This window comes from Flectobacillus roseus, assembly GCF_030056595.1.
Lineage (GTDB): Bacteria > Bacteroidota > Bacteroidia > Cytophagales > Spirosomataceae > Flectobacillus > Flectobacillus roseus.
In genome coordinates, this window is the sequence record NZ_JASHIF010000002.1 from 690,330 (window position 1) to 707,400 (window position 17,071).

Consider the following 17,071-nt stretch of genomic DNA (forward strand, 5'->3'; position numbering starts at 1 on the left):
TTTGATTCAAACTCACTTCCCCTCCCTTCTAAACTCACTAGGCGTAACACCTTTCACTTTCTTAAATTGATTTGATAGATGTTGTACACTGCTGTATCCTAATTGGTTGGCTATTTCGCTAATATTGAGTTGGTTGTAGGTGAGGAGTTCGCTGGCTTTTTGGATTTTTTGTTCTATCAAATATTGCTCAATGGTCTGATGTTCAGATTCTGAAAATAGCTGACTGAGCACTTTGTAGTCTTTTCCTATTTTATCAGCCAACAATACCGAGAACTTTAGAGTTGTATCTACGGGTATTTCGGTTTGTAAATAATCGGTGATAAATGCCTTGATTTGGCTGACAGTTTGTGCTTGCTTATCGGCCAATATCTCAAAACCAAACTCCTCCAACTTTGTGAAGATATGTTGTTGCTCTTCAGAGGTCAAAGATTGAGCGGTTTCGACCAAACCTAATTCTACCGTTACTGGAAATACGTTGGATTGTTCAAACACTTGTCGAACAACGTATTTGCAGCGGTCACAAACCATATTTTTTATATATACCTTTGTCATATCTTGATTAAAATGGTTCCTTGTAGGAGATTCCGTCACTAAATTAATGCCTATCTCGTTAATAGGCTCATTGGATGAAAAACAAAAATTTTGACTTTATCGCTCCCTATTATGACTTTTTAAGTAAACTAATCTTTGGTGACAGGCTACGTATAGCCCAAATCAGTCTTTTGTCAAAGATACCAAAACATCAACGGATACTTTTGGTAGGCGGTGGTACAGGTTGGATTTTGCCCGAATTACTTCAGATTTGCGAGCCTTCTGAAATAGTATATATCGAAAAATCTGCCGAAATGATTTCTTTGAGCAAAAAACAGGTATCCACCAACAGCCCGATTGTATGGGTATGTGGGGGAGAGGAGCAGTTTAAGGAATACGGAAGTTTTGACATCGTTTTTACACCATTTTTCTTAGATTTATTTCCTGAGCCATGGCTTGATAAACATATTGTTTCACCCTTGGTTTATGTTCTTAAGCCATCAGGATTTTGGTTATTGGTGGATTTTTTCCCAACCTCTCATTTGTTTTTTACTTTCCTTACCAAAATAATGTACACTTTTTTTAGAATGGTTAGCGGTGTAACCAATGCTGAATTGGCTGACTATCCTAAATTGTTATCGCAAAATAAGCTCACACTCACGCATTCCGAGGAATGGATGAATGGCTATGTAAAAGCCCAAGTATGGCAAAAAGGGGATTAAGGGTTTGAAAACGATTTTGCTAAAATCATGTCGGATATTATAAGGCGTTGGGCGAAATAAAACTCAATTTCGTATAAAAGCGGTCAGTAAGTTTCCTGAAATTTAGTAAGTTGGACAAATTAAACAAAAAAATCGGAGTTTTGATTAAGGAGTTTTGAGTTTTAAAATTGACTAAATAGATATCGTAGTTAGAAGAAAAGGTAAAAAAGAAACTTTACAATGATAGTATGGTGTGGGTTGGGTTTATTATTTACCAGGCTAAATTCAAAACTCATCATTCATCATTCAAAACTTATATAATAGACCCTCAAATTAAAAGACCAAATAAATAGTTACATTCAAATATGAAGACACATTTCTCTCCACTAACCCCAAAGGTTGCAGTAGCATTGTGCTTACTGATGGCTGGTTGTCATAGCAAGAAAAAAGAGGAATCAGGCAAGAAAGAAGATAAGCCTGTAATCGTAGATGTCGTAGTGGCTTATCCAGAGTCAGTTGCCAACGTTATTGAGGCAAACGGTTCGGTGGTTGCAAATGAATACGTAGAACTACATCCTGAAATTAGTGGACGCCTAACTTTCCTCAATGTTCCAGAAGGTACAACCGTTGCCAAAGGTACGATCATTGCCAAAATTTATGATGGCGATTTGCAGGCACAATTGCTAAAGCAAAAGGTGCAGTTAGAATTGGCTGAGAAAACAGAACAACGTTTGTCGAAATTATTGGCAGTCAATGGTATCAACCAAGCTGATTATGATGCAGCCTTGAATACCGTTAATTCCTTAAAAGCCGATATGGTATATACGCAGGCTCTTTTGGAGAAAACTGTCCTAAAAGCTCCTTTTGCTGGTACAGTTGGTTTGAGAAAAGTAAGTAATGGTGCCTACGTAACTCCAACGACCATTATTGCTACGATTCAACAAACGTCTGTGCTAAAAGTTGACTTTACTTTACCTGAAGAATATTCTACTGCAATCAAAAAAGGCTCTGTTGTAGATGTGGAAATAGATGCTGGAGGCAAAACCCGTTGCAAAGCAAATGTTATTGCTGTAGAGCCACAAATCAATTTGACTACTCGAAATATTCAAGTGCGTGCAATTCTTCAAAAATGCAATGCCAACCCAGGAACATTTGCTAAGGTTTATATTAATAGTGCTGTAGATAAAAACAGTATTATGATTCCAACCAATGCAGTAATTCCAGATGATAAAAATAAGAAATTGGTATTAGTGAAAAATGGTAAAGCCGTATTTACAGATGTAACAACGGGGGTACGTACAGAAGAATTTGTAGAAATTAAAAGTGGTGTAAGTATGGGTGATACTGTGGTAGTTGGTGGAGTATTGTTTGCTCGTGACGGAAAAGAGGTAAAAGTAAGAAAAGTTGAGAGATCAGATAAATAATCAATTTACGCTGAAACAATACCCCGTGATTCATCCAAACAACAGTATGATTTGTTTACTAAAGCATTAGATTAATTTTATGAATATTTCAGAATTATCACTAAAGAGACCCATCTTTGCTACCGTGATGAATATCTTGATTGTACTTTTTGGTGCAGTAGGATTTTCATTTTTGTCGGTGAGGGATTATCCTGCGATTGACCCTCCGATTGTGACGGTTTCGACTTCTTATACAGGTGCTAACCCCGACATTATCGAAAACCAAATTACCGAGCCTCTCGAAAAAGAGATTAATGGTATCCCTGGTATTCGCTCTATTACCTCTTCAAGTACGCTAGGTCGTAGTACGATTACGGTCGAATTTAACCTTGGCTCTGACCTCGAGGCTGCCGCCAGTGATGTGCGTGACAAAGCTGCGCAAGCTTCTCGTAACCTTCCACAGGATATTGATGCTCCTCCAGTGGTTTCTAAAGCCGATGCCAACTCTGATTTTATCTTATTGTTGGCGATTCAGAGTAAGTCAAAAAGCTTATTAGAATTAAGTGATTATGCGGAAAACGTTTTGCAACAACGTTTCCAAACTATCAATGATGTAAGTGGGATTAATATTTTAGGTCAAAAACGTTACGCAATGCGTTTGTGGTTGAAGCCTGATTTGATGAACTCACACAACATTTCATTTACTGATTTACAGACTTCTCTTTCTCGTGAAAACGTAGAGATTCCAGCGGGTAAAATATATGGTGCAGGAACAGAAATGACGATACGTGCCATGGGGCGTTTGACTTCAGAACAACAATTTCGTGATTTGATTATTCGTCAGGATGCAGATGGAATTGTACGCTTGGGAGATATCGCTGAAATAGAATTGGGACCTGAAAACTTAGAAACTTCTTGGAAATTCAATGGTGTTCCTGCGGTTGGTATGGCGCTTGTTCCTCAACCAGGTGCAAATTATATTGATATCGCAGATGAGTTTTACAAAAGATTAGAAGAAATCAAAAAGGAAAACAAATCGGATATCGAGTTTAAACTATTGATAGATAACACCAAAAACGTTCGTAACTCCTTGAAAGAGGTAGAAGAAACTTTGATTATTTCATTAGGCTTGGTAATCATCGTTATTTTCTTGTTCTTCCGTGATTGGCTTATTGCTATTCGTCCTTTGGTCGATATCCCAATTTCATTGATTGCCACTTTCTTTGTGATGTACTGGGCAGGTTTCTCAATCAACGTATTGACTTTATTGGGTATTGTATTGGCAACAGGTTTGGTAGTGGATGATGGTATTGTTGTTACCGAAAATATTTTCCGTAAACTCGAAGAAGGTATGCCGATTCGTAAGGCGGCTTTGGAGGGTAGTAAGGAAATCTTCTTTGCCGTTATTTCTACATCCTTGACTTTGGCGGTTGTGTTTTTACCCGTGATTTTCTTGCAAGGTTTTGTAGGTAGCTTATTCCGTGAATTTGGTATCGTGGTAGCAGGTGCTGTATTAATTTCGGCCTTTGTTTCACTGACCATCACACCAGTACTTAATGTAGTCATGAGTCGCAAGAAACATTCTTATGGCTGGTTCTATCTTAAGACAGAACCATTCTTTGTGGGAATGGAAAATGGCTACAAGAAAATGCTAAAAGGATTTATGAATATCCGTTGGATGGCATGGGTCATAGTAGTAGTTTGTGCAGGTATCATTTGGTTTATAGGAAAAGATATTCAGTCTGAGATTGCACCAATGGAAGATAAAAGCTCTGTACGTTTTACCATTACGGCACCAGAAGGTTCTAGTTTTGACTTTACAAAAAATGTAGCAGAGGAACTAACGACTTACCTCAACGATTCGGTCCCTGAAATGGACTTTGTATTTAATGCAGTGCCAGGTTTTGGGGGTAGTGGTGGTACCAACTCTTCGATTGCTCGTGTAGGTTTAGTGCCTCCAACCGAACGTAAAAGAAGCCAGCAAAAAATTGCCAAGGATCTTAACGAGAAACTTTCGCAGTTCAATAACGCACGTATTTTTGCCGTACAAGAGCAGACAATTTCAGTAGGTTCTGGTTCAAGAAGCTCATTGCCAGTTCAGTTTGTAATTCAGAACGTAGACTTGAACAAGATTAAAACGGTATTGCCAAAATTCTTGGAAGAGGCTCGTAATGAAAAAACTTTTCAGAACGTTGACGTAAACTTGAAGTTTAATAAACCCGAACTCTTAATGACCTTTGATCGTATCAAAATCAAAGATTTAGGTTTGACAACACAAGATGTCGTTTCAGCAGTTCAAGGCGCATTTTCTGGTCGTCGTTTGGCTTATTTTACGATGAATGGTCGTCAGTATCAAGTAATAGGTCAGGTAGAAAGAACAGATCGTAAGCAACCTTTGGATATCACAAATGTATATGTCACTAATTCTCGTGCTGAGAGAATTCCGTTGAGTGCCGTTGTGAAGTTAGAAGAAAGTAGTAACCCTTCTACTATTTATCACTTCAATCGTCTGAAATCTGCGATTGTATCTGCTTCCTTAGCAGAGGGTAAAACCATTGGTGACGGTGTGAAAGCGATGCAGAAAATTGCTGGAAAAACGCTGGATAATACTTTCCAAACAGCGCTTAATGGTCCTTCACGTGACTATGCCGAAAGTTCATCAAATACCAGTTTTGCTTTTGGTTTGGCATTGGTGTTAATTTATTTGCTTTTGGCAGCACAGTTTGAAAGCTTTAAAGATCCATTGACCATCATGTTGACGGTACCTTTGGCATTGGCAGGAGCGTTGTTAAGTTTGTGGATTTTTAATCAAACCTTGAATATCTTCTCTCAAATCGGTATGATTATGTTGATTGGTTTGGTGACTAAAAATGGTATTCTAATTGTTGAATTTGCCAATCACAAACGTGCCGAAGGTTTATCAATTTTCGAAGCCGTAGTAGAAGCCTCTGCTCAACGTTTGCGTCCAATTTTAATGACTAGTTTGGCAACTTCTTTGGGTGCTTTACCAATTGCTATGTCTCTAGGTGCTGCTGCTACCAGCCGTATTCCTTTGGGTATTGTAGTGGTAGGCGGTATTTTATTCTCGCTAATTCTAACTCTTTTGGTGATTCCTGCAGTTTATACCTTTATTTCAGGTAAAAAGGATCATCAACCAGAGCCAGACGAGGAGGAAGCATTACAAGCTTAGATTTCACTCATACAAACGAATTAGTTCCTATTCATGTGAATTGAAATAATAATGAAAAAAAGACTTTCTTATATCTTCTTAGCGACTTGTCTGCCTACTTGGATGATTGCCCAAGACCGCGTGACTCTGTCAGATGCGGTAAATACTGCGCTAAAGAATAGTTTGGATATACAAATTGCCAAAAATGCCTTAAATATTGCTACCATCAATAATAATAGAGGAGTGGCAGGGGCTTTGCCAACGGTAAATGGTAGTGCAACCAATACCCAACAGGTAACAAGTTTGAACCAGGAGTTGAGTAATGGAACCTCAACAAATCGACCAAATGTGGCAGCTAATAACACTAACGTAAATATTACGGGAACAATGGTGTTGTATAATGGCAACAGAATTATGACCACCAGAAAGCGATTGGACGAACTTCAAAAACTTAGTCAAACTCAGTTGAATAGTGTTATTCAAGGAATTTTGGCTGATGTAATGTTGAAATATTATGCGGTAGTTCAGCAACAAAATTTTTCAACAACTCTTGAAAAATCTTTGGAGGTTTCTAAGCAACGTTTGTCAATTATTGAATCAAGACGCTCAGTTGGGATGTCAAATGATGCTGATTTGATTCAAGCAAAATTGGATGTCAATTCGCAACTTCAGTCTATTCAATCTCAAAAGCTGGTGATTGAACAAGCCAAAACCGACTTGTTAAGGGCAATGACCCAACAGACAGAATCAAATATCGCGATTCAAGATACCATTTTGGTAGATGCGAAATTAGACTGGGATGCGCTGAAAACAAGTATCAACTCGCATCCTGACATTATGGCGGCTGATCAACAAATTACGATTAATCAATTTTTAGAAAAAGAGGCCAAAGCACGGATGTCTCCAACACTAAATCTTAACGCTGGGGTAAGTTATATTAGAAGCCAAAGTGCAGCAGGTTTGACTTTATTGAACCAAACTTATGGACCTTCTCTTGGACTGAATTTGACTGTTCCAATTTACACGGGTTCTGTAAACTCTCGACAGGTGCAAATCGCTGGTATCAATACTCAAACTGCGAGAATCCAAAAGGAAACGCTTATTCAAAATTATCAGGCTAATGCTACAAAAGCGTGGCAATCTTACACGAATGCCTTGAAATTGCTAGAAACTGAAAAGCAAAACTATGAATTGGCGAGTAACTTGCTTAAAGTGGTGATGACCCAATTCAAGCTGGGTCAAGCGACGATTGTGGATGTGAAATTAGCTCAGCAAAGTTTCGAAAACTCTGGCTATCGTTTGAATAATTTGAGTTACTCGGCGAAACTCGCTGAAATTAATTTGAAGCAATTGGCGTACAAACTTGAATTATAATTCTTTCTGAGTGATAAAAGAAAAGCCCTTCTTGATGGAGGGCTTTTTTGTTTTCTATTTCTTGCAAGTAGATATGCCCAAAATGGTATAAAGTGGACAATAACTGACTAAACTTGTCACAAAAAATACACCTGCAATGACCAGTGCTATGATGCCAATGGTACCTGTGAGCGTTCCAGTAAAGTACAATATAGCAATAATGATCGCAATTATGACACGAATTAATTTGTCGGTACTTCCCATGTTCTTTTTCATAGTATGAATTGTTTGGTTGAATATAAAAGGGTTTGAAATGATGTCATAAATATCCCGATTATTCCTATGTCATACAGTGATAATTGTTACATAAAAACCTGTTTTTGAGAAGTTTATTCTAAATTCTGTACGCTTCTATCTTACCAGCTTTCCACTCGTAAGGTATATTTTTAACGATAAATCCACTGGCTAATTGAAATTGGTTCTTCGTTAGTTGGTTAATATACTTGCAGGAAAAATCTTGAATTTGTATGGGTTTAGGCTCCCAAAATGATCTTTTCCCTTCCACAATTATTACTTCTCGATTAACATCATCCACCGAAAATGTAAATGGTAATGGTCCCGCAAAGCGTCTGGCTTCTTTCCAATCGGCAAAAGGAGAGTTTGAAGGTAATACAATATTGGATACATCCTCCTCATGATACTGTATTTTAAAACCTCCAAGTTTAGATTGAAAAAGTATACTATTTTGTCGTGTAGTATTCTGAATATCAATGGTTTCGTATTTGTAGTTGGTGAAAATATTTCCCAGAAACTCCATTTTTCTTTTATCCGTTTCTGATTTCAGAATAAACAAACCTCGTAAGCTTTTGCCTTTTTCGTTAGTATATCTCACAAAAATCCTATAACCAATAAGTGTAAAATCATTTCCTAAAAAAGCAGGAAATCCTTTCGGGCGCAGGTTTTGAGTTTCTACCAAAGCCATAGCCACAAATCCCCAATTATTTTGAAAAGTATCAAGTTGTAATGGCGCTGGAATTAATTTCTCCAGTATACTCTTTTCAACGGCACAGGTAACAACTACTGACTTATTGAAAAATGCTTCTACAGGAAAAGGATGTGATTGAAGCTTTTTGAAGATATTCATATTTGCTTGCCGATAGGTTTAAATACAAAGGTATGTAGATAGATCAGTAGACAAAAAATTGAGGCAAAAAGGAGATTCCATGCACCCCATAATAGCCATTCTTGAGCCAACGCAAATTCCAGAAGGTTCATCGTCATCACGATCACGATTTGAAAAATCGCGATAAATTTCGCTTGAATATTCAGATAAATAATGATTCCCAAGCATATTTCCAGTACGCCGATGAGGATAGTGAGTTCATGACTATATGTAGCCCCTAGGATAGTTTCAACAATCTGTTCATGTCTAGGAACTTGCCCTAAAATTTTACAATAAAGCCCATTCAGTAGCCAAACGGTAGCAATAAAATGCCGAAAATAGTCGTGAAGAGCTTGTGTCATGGCGGAGTTTCTTTTTATGGGTGGCAAGAAGACTAATTTTGATACAAAAAAACAGAACTTCGGATATAGATAAAAAACGTTGTTCCGTAAAGTAATTGTAATTTACCTCATTTATTGAGATTCAGAAAGAAATTTCTCGAACGATTTTCTGCATTAAAGGTTATTATGATTCCTTAAACTATAGAATGAGTTAATAAATGTTGAGAAATAATGAAGAGTTTTACTGGTAGAGAGGCAATACTTTGTGTTTAAAGCCAGTTGAAACCTCGTAATTTTTCAACAAAAAAGCGGTAGAAAAATATTTTTCTACCGCTTTTTGTTTCTACTATACCAAATTTTACCTAGCCTAAGACGCAATCATTGCGTCTCTACAGCTAGAATACAAATGTTAAAATAATCACTCATTCTCAATTCACTCAATTTTAAAAGACAAGCCTACAAAACCCTAAAATGATATTCCTGAATTAAGGCTGGAGTTTCTGGTGAAAGTGTCAAGCTGATTTCGCATTTACCTTTTTCTCCCTCCACTATGAAACTACCTCTCAGTTTGTTTTGAGGTTTAATCGGATGAATTTTGACCACCTTGCCAATTTTTTCTTGGAAGTTTTTGGTGTCCTTTCCTAAAATTGACATCGGGTAATCGTCGAAAAAGTTTATAGCAAAAATATTCATACTCTTAGCGTTTTCCCAATTTTTGACAGCATCTACCAACTGTACATATCTCTTTTCCAGTACCTTAGCGGGTTGGATAGGATAACGTTCAAGTTTGGTTGTAGCCAAAAGCGTGTCTAAAATTTGAATATTGATATAGCTCATCGGTGAGTAGGTATTATTGGCAAAAGAAACAACGCCTAAACCATAATCTTGTAAGATATACCAATGACTTCCGAAGCCCGGCAGCCCCCCGCTATGTCCTACCATTCGACGGCCTTCGCAGTCAACAGAGGTACGTAAACCGTATCCATACGCACTTACCATTGCACATTTTTTCCCTGATTGATATTGGTAGTTGGCATTGAGGTTATTAAACTGCCAAGGTTTTTGCATTTCTCGTACCGAACTCCTTTTAATAGGTCCCACTTCGGGGGCATCACTTGTTGGCCAAGCAGCTTGATGGAAAGCCACATATTTGCCATAATCCTCCATAGTCGTGATAAGTCCGCCCATAGCGCCATAAACGCCATCGTGTTCTAATGGTTGTGGAATCCACTTGCCATCTAACCAACGGTAGCCTAAGGCTAGTTCTTTTTGTGGAACTTTCGTGTATTCCCAATAGGTATGATTCATTCCTAATGGCTTTAAAATCTGTTGATTGATGTATTCCTGATAAGCTATTCCTGATACTTTTTTGATGATAGCACCCAATAGCGCAAAACCTAAATTGCTGTATTCGTATTCAGTATCAACGGCGGTTGAGAAGCTAATTCCTTTTTTTAGGAAATCCGTAAACTCTTTTTCTGAAATACCTAACTGTCTATCACCCCAAGGATTGTCTTCAGGAAAACCAGCTGAATGCGTAAGAAGGTTTCTGACCGTAATAGTAGGTGAATCTTTTGTAGCATATTTCTGATTTTTCATTTCAGGCACATATTTCCAAACTGGATCGTCCATCTGAAGCTTGCCTTCATCACGAAGTTTGACGATGGCCATAGCCGTCAAGCTTTTGGTCATGCTTGCAATTCTAAAGGCAGATTGTGGCGTGGCAGGAATATTTTGTTCAAGATTCGCCATGCCGACTCCTTTGGTATGAATTAGTTTGCCATCTAAAACAATACCGTAGCTCATGCCGGGGAAATGATTTTTTTCGGCATATTCTTTAAATAATTGGTCTACCAAAGGCAGAGCTTGTGAAACTTGCTGCTTTCTTTCTTCAAATGTTTGTGCTTGAGTTTGGAAGAATAATCCTAGACCCAAGGCTATTCCTAAAATTCGTTGATGAGGTAAGTTGCGCATATTTTAATGTTGAGTTTTTCTCTAAAATAGCTTTTTAGGTGTTGAAAAACAAATATATTTAGCCGAATCAAAAACAAAGCCCTTCTTGGTGAAGAAGGGCTTGTAAACTGAATTATATAGCAAAAAGTGGAAAAATACGGTTCGATTTAGGATTTCAGATTTGAAATTTCGGATTTTGCTTTTGTAAAATCATATCCGAAATCCCATATCTAATATCCGCCATACTCATTGACTTGTTTTTAGTAAAGTATTTGAACTGGACCTAATAAGCCAGAGGGTTCGGGTTCCCAAGTCGATGGCTCTAGGGCTTTATATTGAATATCGACGATATTAATGTCCTTGAATTTCTTCCAGTTATGTGATTGTTTGTCGATATATCGCATTCTGTTAGCTGAAAGATTTTTTACCTCAATTTCTAAATGATTCTTTTCTTTTAACAACTTGGTAGGAATTGCTACTTGGAACGGCAAACACCAAAGTGTTCCTAAACTTTGACCATTTAAGGTTACTTTTGCCGACTCACGAACATTACCAAGGTTCAAGTAAATTACGCTTTCTTTTACAGATTTCCAGTCAAAATCTACCGAATATTTGGCAGTTCCTGTAAAATATTGGTTCGTAGAATCTCCAACGCTCGTCCAAGAGTCTAGTCTCGTAGTTTGGTAAGATTTTGGTAAAAATGGTTGTCCCTCCAAAAAGTCAACTTTCCATGTTCCATTGATTTCTACTTTATGCGTAGGTTGGGCAACCATATTTTTGGCAATAATCTGAGCAGGTTTTTTGTCAAAAAATTGTACAAAACGACTTTCTCCTGCCAAAAGGGCTAATTTGATTTCGGTATAAGCTCCTTTTTTATTTATAGAGATATACTCCTTTGTTTGATGGAGCGGGTCATATATTTCCACTGCTTCGCCTTTAGCGCCCAGTAATAAATTACCTTCTTGAAACTTTTGAGAGAAATTACTGATAAAGTATAAGGTGCCTATGCTATTTTTCTTCTTGATAAAAGAAATTCCTTTGCTCGCCATTTCCTCTGAGGTAATTCCAAGTTTTGCAAAGGCATTTGGAAGGGTAGAAATATCGGTAGTCTTCAAGCTTGCATTGAAATTGGCTAATAATGCTTCGTTTGATTCCCAATTTTTAAAGCCAGCAGTATTGGCAGGTAATTGGTCAATAAACAAAATTGGCGCCCCCTGCTTTTGCAATATTTGTAAGGCTTTGAGGGTTTCTGAAGGCAAATATTGTGTTTTCGGAATGACGATGGTTTTGTAAGTCAAACCTCCATGACTTTGTAGTTTCCCGTTTACATATTTTAACTGAGTCAACTGTAAATCAGAGATATAGTCATAGTTGAAGCCTTTCGATTGTAAAAGTTTTGCAACCTGTCCAAATGAGTTATTGAACAAAAGTTCCTGTGCATTGGCATGTACCGATAATAAATGTACATGTTCTTTTCCTCCCGCATCGTGCCAAATATCATGAATCGGGAAGTAGAGCAATACATCATTTTGTGCTTTGGATTCTTGCAAAAGTGCCTGACAACGAGCAATATACTCATTCAAAAAGTGTAATTCATTCCAGAAATGACTTTGTTGGTTGAAGTTAGTAGACGCATAAAATAACCAACCCGGATATGCCTCTTGCGGAGGAGAGTAAGGCACACCATGATAGAAAATGTGATTGATACCCGAAGTCAAAGACTCATCAATAATCGGTTTTACCTGTGATAATGACACCTTAAAGTGGTCTGCCAACCAAGTTGCGGTTTCTGAGCCCACAAATTTTTTATTTTCTGTATTAGCCGCTGAGGTGGCAAATTTTATTACCAAAGGATCTGGAATACCGTATCTAGTTTCTTCAAATTTGGGGTCTCTTCTGAAATTTGGAATGTCAAAATATTTTGTTCCAAAGTATTCAGTTTCAGGTACATCCGAAAGTGCATATAAGTCGAGCATATTGCCGGGTGAACCATGAGCTTCGTTTCTTGAAATTTTGCCCATTTTTCTAACGCCTTCTGCCCAAGTTTTAGTAAAGGCCTCTCTGCACAAGTCAGCAATCGTGGCATTATAGTCACCAAAAATTCTTTTTTCGAGAAGATCTTTTGTTTCTGTTTTTGCCAAAGTACTCAAGTAAGGCGTTAAATCATATCCACGTCTTTTCTTAAATTCCTCTAAAAAATTACTTGTCCAGTTGGCACCATACACTTCGTATGAGTCGTTGTAAAGCGCACGTACTCCATATTCTGGTGACTGGAATAGTGTTTGAAAAGGCTTCATATAATGTTCTAACGCCTCCTTGTTGAAGTGGTCGAGAACTAAACCTTCACCCCCGGGAGCGGCACGTTTGACTTTTTGTTTAGTCGGTAATGCTCTGACGCTAGTTTTTCCATTTTCTGTAAAAACTTCAAAATATTTAGCTGCCTCATTTTCACTTACTTGCTTTCCGCCAAATGGCCAACCAGTACCCATGGTCATATCTATTCCCAATCCTAAGTTGTTGGCTTCTTTTACAGTAAATGCCAACATTTGATTCCATTTAGGACTCAAAAAATCTAGGTTGTTGGCGTCGTTTCCTTTGACACCATAAATCGGTATAATATGCAAACCGCCAAAGCCTGCTTGAGCATAATCTTGTAAGTTTTTACGGATACCTGCTTCATCTACTGCACTGCCCATCCACCACCAATACGCCCAAGGCTTATGCGTATTATACTTTTGTGCATTTGTAGTAAACATTCCAATCAGAAAAAAAGTTATCAGCAAACAAACCCTTCTAAAGTTGGCCAATCTTTGATTTTCTAATTTTGTAAAAGACATAATTTTCATTTTTGATATGATTATTTTAATTTTTTCAAGATACATAGATAGAAAATAAAAACAACACTCGCATCCTGTAGCATACTGGAACTAAGATTAAAATCACATCTGTTGAAACAAGCTCAAACTATGGTTCTAAAGCTTGAGAAATAAATAAATACAAAATACCGATTACATATTTAACTGAATATTTATTCTAGAAATTTTAAATATAAAATTGTTTTTTCTACTTTTATTGTACATATTTAGCACACAAAGAAAAATTATAGTTATTGCCATATCGAATTACCCATAAAATTTACAAATATACCCTTAAGATTATCCTATGTTTGATGACTCAACTGTAAATGTAGGCATCCTAAAAGAGCGTGCCTATAACTTACGCTGGGCGACAGTTCCTGAAGGCGTGATTCCGTTAACCGCGGCGGATCCAGACTTCCCGAGTGCACCACAAATAGCAGATGCCCTAACCAAGTTTATCAAAGACCGCTATTTATGTTATGGTCCACCCGAAGGACTTCCTCAGTTTAAAGAAAGTGTTGCCCAATTTTTTCACAACAAACGAAACGTTCCAGCCAAACCCGAATTTACCTTTCCCGTAGACAGTGCGGCTTTTGGAATTTATGTCATTTGCAAAGCCTTCCTTGAAAAAGGTGACGAGGCGATTATTTTTAACCCTGTAGATTTCCTTTTTAAATACTCAATTGAAACGGTTGGTGCTAGTGCCATTTCTTATGGTATTCCTCCAGGTCAAGAGTTTGTTGATTTTTGGGAGCTAGAAACCCTAATTACTCCCAAAACAAAAATGATTTGCCTTTGCAATCCTCTTAATCCAACGGGCAAAGTTTTTACTCCAGAGGAGTTAAGAATTTTGGGTGAGGTAGCGTGTAAGCACAATCTTATTATTTTATCAGATGAAATCTGGAGTGATATTGTTTATCACCCATACACATTTACCAGTATTGCTAGTCTTGATGAAAGCATCCGTCAACGAACCATTATCGTTACGGGATATAGCAAATCCTATGGTTTAGCTGGTTTGCGCATTGGTTCGCTGGTAGCATTTAATCAAAACCACGCTGATACTCTTTTCAGAGCTTCATTACATCAATCTACGGTTCACGGAGCAAACGTTTTAGGGCAGATTGCTGCAACCACTGCCTTAAACGAATGTGGACCTTGGCTGGAGGGTTTTATTCAGCATCTCCAGCAGATGCGAGATTTATGTGTATCTGAACTCAATGCAAGTAAGGGGGTGTCATGTATCGCACCACAAGGTTGTTATGTCGCATTTGCAGACATCACCGCCACAGGCAAGACCAGCGCCGAAATACAAGCATACTTACTAGAAACAGCCAAAGTAGCAGTTGTTCCGGGTTTACCACAATGGTTTGGAACAGGAGCAGAGGGTTATATCAGGTTAAGTTTTGCCACATCAAATGGAATTCTTTCTAACGCACTTAATTATATAAAAACCGCACTTAATTACTTATGAAAGTTGTAATAATTGGTGGGGGAGTGGCTGGATTGTCACTTGGCCTGTTGTTAAACAAACAAAATATTGAAGTAGTCATTAATGAAAAAATGACCGAATTTCATACCCGAGGTCACGCTTTTCTCATGCATCTCGACGGATGGTCTATCCTAGAGGAGCTGAGTGAAGGGAAAAATATTCCTCTACCGGGTATCGAAATTGGGGAATTTAATTTTAATAAAAGCAATGGAGAACCCGTAAAGCGTCAAAAGCTCAATCTTTGGCGTTGTATTAGGAGAAAAGACTTAATTGCATTTTTGAATCAATTGGTTCCTGAAGGAATTATCAAAACTGGTCGTGTTTTTTCACATTTTATTTATGAAAATGGCAAGGCAATTGCGGCTCAGTTCAGCAATGGAGAAATAGAGTATGGTGATATTTTTGTAGGTGCGGATGGCAGTAATTCGTCAGTTCGTGAAGCCATATTGGGATCTGTTGAGTTTACAAAAGTAGAAGTAAAGGAAGTTGTGGGTTTATGTAAAAACGAAACTTTGGCCTCTAAGTTACCCAACGTATTTACCAAATTTCAGAGCGATACCAGAGGCATAAGTTTTGGTATGATTCCTGTGTCAGCTTCTGATTTTGTTTGGTTTATGCAATATAATGCAATAGAAGCAGATTGTTGTGACAAGTCAACACCTGAGCAATTAAAGGCTTTTTGTGATTTTCAATTGAGTGATTTTCCTCCAATTGTCAATGAATTGCTTGCTACCAACGACTATTCAACGAGCTATATTTGGAATACAAGAGATTTTGGACTATTGCCTAAATTCCATGAAGGAAATGTCGTATTGATAGGCGATGCTGCCCATTTGGCTCTGCCATTTACGAGTGCAGGAACCACCAATGCCATCATCGATGCAAAAACATTGACAGATTTGTTGCTAAAAATTGGCAATTCTGAGTTGGCCTTTGAGCAATATTATGCCTCTCGTAAAGATGAGATTTCTAAACATATCTATTTGGGGAGAGAGTTAAAAGAGCTCTTTATGCACCCTGAAAAAATAGATGGAGATAAAATGGTGGTACCGCTGATTTCTAAAAAAGAATCAGATGATAAAGGAGATAAACCACTAAAGGTGCAATATTTTACCGACCCTATTTGTTCAACTTGCTGGGTGGTTCAACCGATGTTACGTAGGTTGAAATTAGAGTATGGTGAATATTTCGATATTGACTATCGCATGGGAGGACTTTTACCCTCATGGACTGACTATCAGCGTGGACCAATCACTCAGCCTTCTGACGTTGCATCGCATTGGGAGGAAGTGTGTATGATTCATGGCATACCATTAGATGGAGATATTTGGTTAGAAGATCCACTGCCTTCATCTTATCCACCTTCTATCGCGTTTAAAGCAGCTCAGATGCAAGACGGAGACTTAGCGATTTTGTTTTTGAGAAGAATCAAAGAGATGCTATTCTTAGAAAAAAAGAATATTGTTGATCTCAATTACTTAGAAAATGCAGCTTTTGAAGTAGGGCTAGATTCAGCCAAATTTATCAAAGATTACGAAACAAAAGCGCAAGAGGCATTTCGAAATGATTTGATTTTGGCACAAAATATGGAAGTTGGCGTATTCCCGACCTTGATTTTTACTAATCAAGAAAACAAAACAATTATTGCAAAAGGATATCAAGAATATAAATATTTCGAAGACATTATTCATCAATTGATTCCCAATGCACAGAAAAGAAGTCTAAATACAGACCCTGTTTTCTTATTCAGTTGTTTTTCGACTATGACCAATAAAGAGTTTTCATTTTTGAGTGAAAAATCGGTAGAAGATACTGAAAAAACCTTGGACGATTTGTACGAAAGAGGATATATCGACAAATTTGAGAGCAAAAATGGTATAATCTGGAAGAGTAAGTTAGCGGATTATTAGTCGAAGGTTTTAATACAAAAGAGGCCTCAATGTTAACAACATTGAGGCCTCTTTTGTATTAAGTTAGTGGATAAATTAAAATTTAAGATTGTGCTTTGTGCTTTCAGGTAACGGATTTCGGCGGTGGGTTTTGGAAAAAAGCATGGCTGTAGTTAATAAAAAACATTTTAACACTCTTTGCCCGTTGCCTAGTGCCTA

Annotated in this window: 12 protein-coding genes; 6 read left to right on the top strand and 6 right to left on the bottom strand. The window is 37.6% G+C overall.

The genetic code is table 11. The annotated features are described in order from the left end of the window. Positions 1-12: 12 nt before the first annotated feature. Complete coding sequence (locus QM524_RS03085) at positions 13-552, bottom strand: helix-turn-helix domain-containing protein (RefSeq protein ID WP_283343439.1); 540 nt, start codon at positions 550-552, stop codon at positions 13-15. Positions 553-626: 74 nt separating this feature from the next. Here QM524_RS03085 and QM524_RS03090 point away from each other — a divergent pair, with 74 nt between their 5' ends. The 4 genes from QM524_RS03090 to QM524_RS03105 all read left to right on the top strand — a co-directional run bounded on the left by QM524_RS03090 (position 627) and on the right by QM524_RS03105 (position 7,178). Next, positions 627-1,253, top strand: a complete 627-nt coding sequence (locus QM524_RS03090) for a class I SAM-dependent methyltransferase (protein WP_283343440.1) — start codon at positions 627-629, stop codon at positions 1,251-1,253. A 344-nt stretch (positions 1,254-1,597) separates the two neighbouring features. Next, positions 1,598-2,656 (top strand): efflux RND transporter periplasmic adaptor subunit, encoded by a 1,059-nt coding sequence (locus QM524_RS03095; RefSeq protein WP_166576650.1) that lies wholly within the window; start codon positions 1,598-1,600, stop codon positions 2,654-2,656. Positions 2,657-2,735: 79 nt separating this feature from the next. Continuing rightward, on the top strand, positions 2,736-5,825 hold the full coding sequence (locus QM524_RS03100; protein WP_283343441.1) for an efflux RND transporter permease subunit: 3,090 nt from the start codon (positions 2,736-2,738) through the stop codon (positions 5,823-5,825). Positions 5,826-5,876: 51 nt separating this feature from the next. Then, positions 5,877-7,178 (top strand): TolC family protein, encoded by a 1,302-nt coding sequence (locus QM524_RS03105; protein ID WP_283343442.1) that lies wholly within the window; start codon positions 5,877-5,879, stop codon positions 7,176-7,178. Positions 7,179-7,232: 54 nt separating this feature from the next. On the opposite strand, the gene QM524_RS03110 is transcribed toward QM524_RS03105, so the two are convergent. From QM524_RS03110 to QM524_RS03130, 5 genes are all read right to left on the bottom strand, one after another. Next, positions 7,233-7,433: a YgaP family membrane protein gene (locus tag QM524_RS03110; RefSeq protein ID WP_283343443.1), complete on the bottom strand. Its 201-nt coding sequence runs from the start codon at positions 7,431-7,433 to the stop codon at positions 7,233-7,235. A 118-nt stretch (positions 7,434-7,551) separates the two neighbouring features. Beyond that, complete coding sequence (locus QM524_RS03115) at positions 7,552-8,301, bottom strand: DUF2071 domain-containing protein (RefSeq protein ID WP_283343444.1); 750 nt, start codon at positions 8,299-8,301, stop codon at positions 7,552-7,554. Then, positions 8,298-8,681 carry a DoxX-like family protein gene (locus QM524_RS03120; RefSeq protein ID WP_166576654.1) on the bottom strand — a complete coding sequence of 128 codons (384 nt, stop codon included), beginning with the start codon at positions 8,679-8,681 and terminating at the stop codon, positions 8,298-8,300. The genes QM524_RS03115 and QM524_RS03120 overlap by 4 nt, the downstream gene beginning before the upstream one ends. A gap of 435 nt (positions 8,682-9,116) precedes the next feature. Beyond that, complete coding sequence (locus tag QM524_RS03125; RefSeq protein WP_283343445.1) at positions 9,117-10,634, bottom strand: serine hydrolase domain-containing protein; 1,518 nt, start codon at positions 10,632-10,634, stop codon at positions 9,117-9,119. A gap of 239 nt (positions 10,635-10,873) precedes the next feature. Then, positions 10,874-13,450, bottom strand: coding sequence for a glycosyl hydrolase (locus QM524_RS03130; protein WP_283343446.1), 2,577 nt, complete (start codon positions 13,448-13,450; stop codon positions 10,874-10,876). 325 nt (positions 13,451-13,775) lie between these two features. Between QM524_RS03130 and QM524_RS03135 the strand changes: the two genes are divergently transcribed. Together QM524_RS03135 and QM524_RS03140 are read left to right on the top strand one after the other, a co-directional pair. Further along, the gene (locus tag QM524_RS03135; protein WP_283343447.1) at positions 13,776-14,945 is read left to right on the top strand and encodes a pyridoxal phosphate-dependent aminotransferase; all 1,170 of its coding nucleotides are present in this window, start codon (positions 13,776-13,778) and stop codon (positions 14,943-14,945) included. Beyond that, positions 14,942-16,873 (top strand): DsbA family protein, encoded by a 1,932-nt coding sequence (locus tag QM524_RS03140; RefSeq protein WP_283343448.1) that lies wholly within the window; start codon positions 14,942-14,944, stop codon positions 16,871-16,873. Before QM524_RS03135 ends, QM524_RS03140 begins: the two co-directional genes overlap by 4 nt. Positions 16,874-17,071 lie beyond the last annotated feature (198 nt).

Excerpts from the sequence above, each read along its gene's own strand:
- QM524_RS03085 (WP_283343439.1), bottom strand. The coding sequence starts at position 552 with ATGACAAAGGTATATATAAAAAATATGGTTTGTGACCGCTGCAAATAC.
- QM524_RS03090 (WP_283343440.1), top strand. The coding sequence starts at position 627 with ATGAAAAACAAAAATTTTGACTTTATCGCTCCCTATTATGACTTTTTA.
- QM524_RS03095 (WP_166576650.1), top strand. The coding sequence starts at position 1,598 with ATGAAGACACATTTCTCTCCACTAACCCCAAAGGTTGCAGTAGCATTG.
- QM524_RS03100 (WP_283343441.1), top strand. The coding sequence starts at position 2,736 with ATGAATATTTCAGAATTATCACTAAAGAGACCCATCTTTGCTACCGTG.
- QM524_RS03105 (WP_283343442.1), top strand. The coding sequence starts at position 5,877 with ATGAAAAAAAGACTTTCTTATATCTTCTTAGCGACTTGTCTGCCTACT.
- QM524_RS03110 (WP_283343443.1), bottom strand. The coding sequence starts at position 7,433 with ATGAAAAAGAACATGGGAAGTACCGACAAATTAATTCGTGTCATAATT.
- QM524_RS03115 (WP_283343444.1), bottom strand. The coding sequence starts at position 8,301 with ATGAATATCTTCAAAAAGCTTCAATCACATCCTTTTCCTGTAGAAGCA.
- QM524_RS03120 (WP_166576654.1), bottom strand. The coding sequence starts at position 8,681 with ATGACACAAGCTCTTCACGACTATTTTCGGCATTTTATTGCTACCGTT.
- QM524_RS03125 (WP_283343445.1), bottom strand. The coding sequence starts at position 10,634 with ATGCGCAACTTACCTCATCAACGAATTTTAGGAATAGCCTTGGGTCTA.
- QM524_RS03130 (WP_283343446.1), bottom strand. The coding sequence starts at position 13,450 with ATGTCTTTTACAAAATTAGAAAATCAAAGATTGGCCAACTTTAGAAGG.
- QM524_RS03135 (WP_283343447.1), top strand. The coding sequence starts at position 13,776 with ATGTTTGATGACTCAACTGTAAATGTAGGCATCCTAAAAGAGCGTGCC.
- QM524_RS03140 (WP_283343448.1), top strand. The coding sequence starts at position 14,942 with ATGAAAGTTGTAATAATTGGTGGGGGAGTGGCTGGATTGTCACTTGGC.